Consider the following 5,538-nt stretch of genomic DNA (forward strand, 5'->3'; position numbering starts at 1 on the left):
AAAGAATTTATGACAGATATTAATAAAATTAAATTTGAAGTATACCGGGAAGTTGCCCGCATGGCTTACGATGGAAAGCTTAAAGAGAATGCCGATCAGATTCCTTATAATATTATACCTGGAAATCTGCCCCAGTATCGGTGCTGTGTGTATAAAGAGAGAGAGATCATTCGTCAGCGTGTGCGGTTGGCAGAAGGTCATACACCGATTCCGGGCGGCAACATTAAAAATATTGTTCAGGTACTTCCGGCGGCATGTGAAGGCTGCCCGATCAACCGTTTTAATGTGACGAACAACTGCCAGATGTGTATGGCCAAAAAATGTTTGTCGGCATGTAATTTCGGAGCGATTACATTTGAGGGCGGACGTGCGCATATTGATCCGAAAAAATGTAAAGAATGTGGAAAATGTATGGAAGCTTGTCCGTATAATGCGATTGCGGATCTGATGCGTCCTTGTAAGCGTGCCTGCCCGGTAGATGCTATTTCTTATGACGAGGATATGATCGTTGAAATTGATGATAAAAAATGTATCAGCTGCGGTCAGTGTATCGTCAGCTGTCCGTTTGGAGCGATCTCCGACCGTACCTTCCTTGTCGATGTTATTCGCCTTATGCGTAACGGTGTGAAAGTCTATGCTATGGTGGCCCCGGCTATTGAAGGACAGTTTGGCAATGATGTATCTGTAGGCATGATTCGTGAAGCAATCAAAGCTCTTGGATTTGAGGATATGTTCGAAGTTTCTCTCGGAGCAGATTTTGTTTCGAAGAGTGAAGCTTTGGAATTGGAAGAAAAAGTTAAAGCAGGCGAAAAGATGACAACATCCTGTTGTCCGGCCTTTGTTAATATTATTAAAAAACATTTTCCTCAGATTGCGGATAAAATGTCCACGACGGTTTCACCAATGCAGGCGACAGCACGTCTTATTAAAGCGATGTATCCGGATGCTTTGTGCGTATTTATCGGTCCTTGTATCGCTAAGAAGAGCGAAGTTATTGATTCGATTGCCATGGGCGGTGCGGATTATGCGTTGACCTATGAAGAACTGTACGCGATGATGGAAGCTAAGAATATTGATCCGGCAGACTTTACGGGAGAATTGCAGCAGGGAAGTAAGTTTGGAAAGAATTATTCTGTATCCGGTGGTGTTACGGCTGCCGTCCTTCAGACTTATAAAGAAAGAAATGAGGATGTTCCTGTAAAAGTATACAGAGCCAACGGTGCAATTGACTGTAAAAAAGCCCTTACCCTTCTTAAAGTGGGACGTCTCACAGAAGACTTTATTGAAGGTATGGCATGTGAAGGCGGCTGTGTCAATGGACCGGCTATGCTGAATAAAGAGAGAACATTTATGAAAGACCGAAATTCTCAGATTGCTCAGGCAGATGAACGAGAAATTTTGACAAATGTGGATCAGTACAGTGAATATCACGTACATATGCATAGAAATTAAAAATAGTATTGAAAAAAGTAGAAATGTTATTGACCATTTCTACTTTTTTTGATATTATAAAAAAGTAACGAGAATGATTATCAATATTATATTTTGAAAGGAGGTACGCATGGCTACTTTAAAATACAGCCGCCAGAGGGAGGCAATTAAAAATTACCTGTACGGACGTACGGATCATCCGACAGCAGATATGGTATATACAGCCATACGTGAAGTGTATCCCAATATCAGTTTGGGAACAGTATACAGGAATTTGACCCTCCTTGCAAAACAAGGGGAGATTTCGAAGATTTCCTGCGGTGAGAGCAGTGACCGTTTTGATGCCAGGACAGATGCCCATTATCATTTTATATGTGAGAAGTGTGGTCAGGTCTATGATTTGATGGATGTGGATTCAGGTGTAATCGAGCAGATGGCCCGTAAAAATTTTGATGGTGAAATTTACGGACATCAATTGTATTTTTTTGGTATTTGCAGTCAATGTAAAGAAAATAAAGAAAAATAAAAAATATATTGACAAATATATAAAAATGATATATGATTAAATCAGTAATAATTACTGATTTAAAAAATAAAATGCAAATTATAAAGGAGAGATTTATTATGAAAAAGTTTGTATGTACAGTTTGTGGTTATGTTTATGAAGGCGAAGCAGCTCCGGAAGCATGTCCAGTATGTAAAGCTCCAGCAGATAAATTTAAAGAGCAGGTTGGTGAAAGATCATGGGCAGCAGAACATGTTGTTGGTGTAGCACAGGGTGCTCCAGAAGATATCATGGCTGATTTAAGAGCAAACTTCGAAGGTGAATGTACAGAAGTTGGTATGTACCTTGCAATGGCTCGTGTAGCTCATAGAGAAGGATATCCTGAAATCGGTTTATACTGGGAAAAAGCTGCTTTTGAAGAAGCAGAACATGCTGCAAAATTTGCTGAATTATTAGGCGAAGTTGTAACAGACAGCACAAAGAAAAACCTTGAGATGAGAGTAGATGCTGAAAACGGTGCTACAGAAGGTAAATTTGACCTTGCAAAACGTGCAAAAGCACTCAACCTTGACGCTATCCATGATACAGTTCATGAAATGGCTAGAGACGAAGCTCGTCACGGAAAAGCATTTGAAGGTCTGTTAAAGAGATACTTTGCATAATCTGCAAACCGTGCAAAATCGTGAATATAACGCCCTGCAAGTTTACTTGTCAGGGCGTTTGTTTTTGCAATTTTATAGGCATTATAAAATTTTTCTATATTTAGTCATAAGGAAGTTGGAAGGAAATTGTAAGATACGATTTCTTGACGTAAAAAGGAAAATGACTTAGAATGAATAAAAGATATTTAGTAAAGAACAGGAGAATGAGTTTATGCCTATTAAAATACAAAATGATTTGCCGGCCAGAAAAATTCTGGAAGATGAACATATTTTCGTGATGACAGAACGGCGGGCTTTGACTCAGGATATTCGTCCGCTGCAGATTCTTCTTTTGAATTTAATGCCTACGAAGATTGAAACGGAAACACAGATTTTAAGATGTCTTTCGAATACACCGTTACAGATTGAAGTGGAATTTCTTCAGATGGCATCGCATACTGCAAAAAATATTTCAGAAGAGCATATGATCGCTTTTTATCAGACATTTCCCGAAATAAAACATAAATGGTATGACGGTCTTATCATTACCGGAGCACCGGTTGAACTTATGGAGTTTGAAGAGGTAGAATACTGGGATGAATTATGCGAAGTGATGGAATGGTCCAAGACCCATGTACATTCTACATTCCATATTTGCTGGGGGGCTCAGGCAGGACTCTACTATCATTATGGTATACCGAAATATACATTGGATAAAAAGTTGTCAGGTGTGTACAAGCACTATCTGCTCAATGAAAAATCACGTTTATTCCGTGGATTTGATTCGGAATTTTACGTACCTCATTCCCGGCATACGACCGTGAAGGCTGAGGATATCCAGAAGATTCCTGATTTAAAGATTATGGCAGCATCAGAAGAGGCGGGTGTTTATATTGTAGGAAATGAGAGTGGCTCCCAGTTTTTTGTTATGGGACATTCGGAGTATGACATTGATACACTTGCAAAAGAATATTTCAGAGATGTGGATAAGGGCATGAACCCGGAGATTCCTAAAAACTATTTTCAGGATGATGATCCGGATAAACAGCCAATGATGCGGTGGCGTGCCCATGGAACATGGGTCTATTCTAATTGGCTGAATTATTTTGTATATCAGACAACACCATATACGTTAAATGAGGATGTTATAACGTTTTCAAATGAGGATTGATAAAATATGAAAGATGAAGGGATGGATTACAGAGGTCTGACGGATGCGGAGGTACAGGAACGCATTGAAAAGGGACAGATTAATCTATCGGACAATCATATATCAAAAACAACGGCAGAGATTATTCGCTGTCATACTTTGACCTACTTTAACTTTTTAAATATTTTTCTTGGTGTGCTCGTTATTATTTCCGGTCAGTTCAAAAATCTGACATTTTTGGGAGTTATCATCTGTAATTCTGTTATCGGTATATTTCAAGAGCTGAAAGTAAAAAAACTGATTGATAATCTGGCTGTGATTACAGCGAGCAAAGTGAAAGTCTGCAGAAACGGAAGATTCAAAGACATTCCGATTGAAGAACTGGTCATGGATGATTTAATTGCAGTCGAGAATGGTAATCAGATCGGAGCCGACTGTGAAGTTTTGGAATCGGATGGTATCGAAGTGAACGAATCCATGATCACCGGCGAGTCCCGGCCAGTAAGAAAGAAACGAGGGGATACTCTATGGTCCGGAAGTTTCATGGTTGCAGGAAGTGGAAAGGCAAAAGTTATTCACGTAGGAAAGGATAACTATGCGACTCAGCTTGCCAGTCAGGCAAAACAGAAGAAACGAGCATCTTCTGAGATGCAGGATTCTATTAAAAAGATCATTAAGGTTACCGGTACGATTCTGATTCCGGTTGGAATTTTACTGTTTATGTCTCAGTGGAAGATTGAGGACATGACCTTATCCAATGCACTTGTGAATACAGTTGCCGGAGTGATCGGAATGATTCCTGAGGGGCTTGTTCTGTTAACCAGTGTTTCTTTCATTTTGGGTGTCGGACGTCTGGCAAAAAAACAGGCACTTGTACAGGAGATGGAAGCAATCGAGGCATTAGCGAGAGTTAATGTACTCTGCCTGGATAAGACAGGAACCATCACAACAGGTGCTTTAGAGGTCGTCAACTTGATACCTTTTGAAGAAGATCTTTTCAGAATGACAGAGGTTATGAATGAAATAGCATTTGCCTTTGATGATGTCAATGCGACTCAGGATGCCCTCATGGCTTATTTTACAAAAACTGAAAAGTGGAAAATTCAGTCCAAAATACCTTTTTCATCGGATAGAAAATACCGTGCGATTGCTTTTGAAGGTCAGGGAAACTATGTTTTGGGTGCACCTGAATTTCTTGTTAAGGATAATGAAAAGTTGAATGAGCAGGTAAATGCATGTTCAAAAGAAGGCCTGCGTGTTCTGCTGCTTGGAAAATGCCGTGAACTGAATATGCAGGATATGACTGTGTCGGGGGTGGTGCCGTCAGGTCTGATTGTAATTTCTGACTGCATCCGCCCGGAGGCAAAAGGTACATTTGAATATTTCGCCAGTCAGAATGTCAATATTAAAGTCATTTCCGGAGACAACCCGGTGACGGTATCCAATATTGCGGTAAAAGCCGGACTGGAAGGCGGCGAAAAGTACATTGACGCCAATACCCTGCCGGAAGACTTTGAGGAACTTCGGGAGATCGTTCCGAATTATACTGTTTACGGACGTGTGAAGCCGGAACAAAAACAGAGAATTATTAAGGCTTATCAGGCTAACGGTAATGTTGTCGGTATGGTCGGAGACGGTGTGAATGACGTTTTGGCCTTGAAAGATGCGAATTGCGGTATTGCCATGGCGGCCGGCAGTGATGCGGCAAAACAGGTCGCGCATATTGTCTTGATGGATTCTAATTTTGCAAGTATGAAATCCATCGTTCGTGAAGGCCGAATGATTATTTCAAATATTGAACGTGTCAGTGC

The 5,538-nt window shown here is 40.4% G+C and carries 5 protein-coding genes; all 5 read left to right on the forward strand.

The genetic code is table 11. From position 1 onward, the window contains the following. Nucleotides 1-9 precede the first annotated feature (9 nt). Complete coding sequence (locus tag QZZ35_RS08535) at nt 10-1,452, forward strand: 4Fe-4S dicluster domain-containing protein (RefSeq protein ID WP_291237020.1); 1,443 nt, start codon at nt 10-12, stop codon at nt 1,450-1,452. A gap of 109 nt (nt 1,453-1,561) precedes the next feature. Then, on the forward strand, nt 1,562-1,957 hold the full coding sequence (locus tag QZZ35_RS08540; RefSeq protein WP_291237016.1) for a Fur family transcriptional regulator: 396 nt from the start codon (nt 1,562-1,564) through the stop codon (nt 1,955-1,957). 98 nt (nt 1,958-2,055) lie between these two features. Next, a complete protein-coding gene (locus QZZ35_RS08545; protein ID WP_291237017.1) occupies nt 2,056-2,598 on the forward strand; it encodes an NADH peroxidase in 543 nt (180 codons plus the stop codon). Between the two features lie 211 nt (nt 2,599-2,809). Beyond that, nucleotides 2,810-3,748, forward strand: coding sequence for a homoserine O-acetyltransferase MetA (gene metA / locus QZZ35_RS08550; RefSeq protein ID WP_291237018.1), 939 nt, complete (start codon nt 2,810-2,812; stop codon nt 3,746-3,748). Between the two features lie 6 nt (nt 3,749-3,754). Then, a partial coding sequence (locus QZZ35_RS08555; RefSeq protein ID WP_291237019.1) for an HAD-IC family P-type ATPase occupies nt 3,755-5,538 on the forward strand: 1,784 nt, incomplete at its 3' end.

This window comes from Frisingicoccus sp. (genome assembly GCA_016298055.1).
In the GTDB taxonomy this organism is placed as follows: domain Bacteria; phylum Bacillota; class Clostridia; order Lachnospirales; family Lachnospiraceae; genus Frisingicoccus.

Excerpts from the sequence above, each read along its gene's own strand:
- QZZ35_RS08540 (WP_291237016.1), top strand. The coding sequence starts at position 1,562 with ATGGCTACTTTAAAATACAGCCGCCAGAGGGAGGCAATTAAAAATTAC.
- QZZ35_RS08545 (WP_291237017.1), top strand. The coding sequence starts at position 2,056 with ATGAAAAAGTTTGTATGTACAGTTTGTGGTTATGTTTATGAAGGCGAA.
- metA (WP_291237018.1), top strand. The coding sequence starts at position 2,810 with ATGCCTATTAAAATACAAAATGATTTGCCGGCCAGAAAAATTCTGGAA.
- QZZ35_RS08535 (WP_291237020.1), top strand. The coding sequence starts at position 10 with ATGACAGATATTAATAAAATTAAATTTGAAGTATACCGGGAAGTTGCC.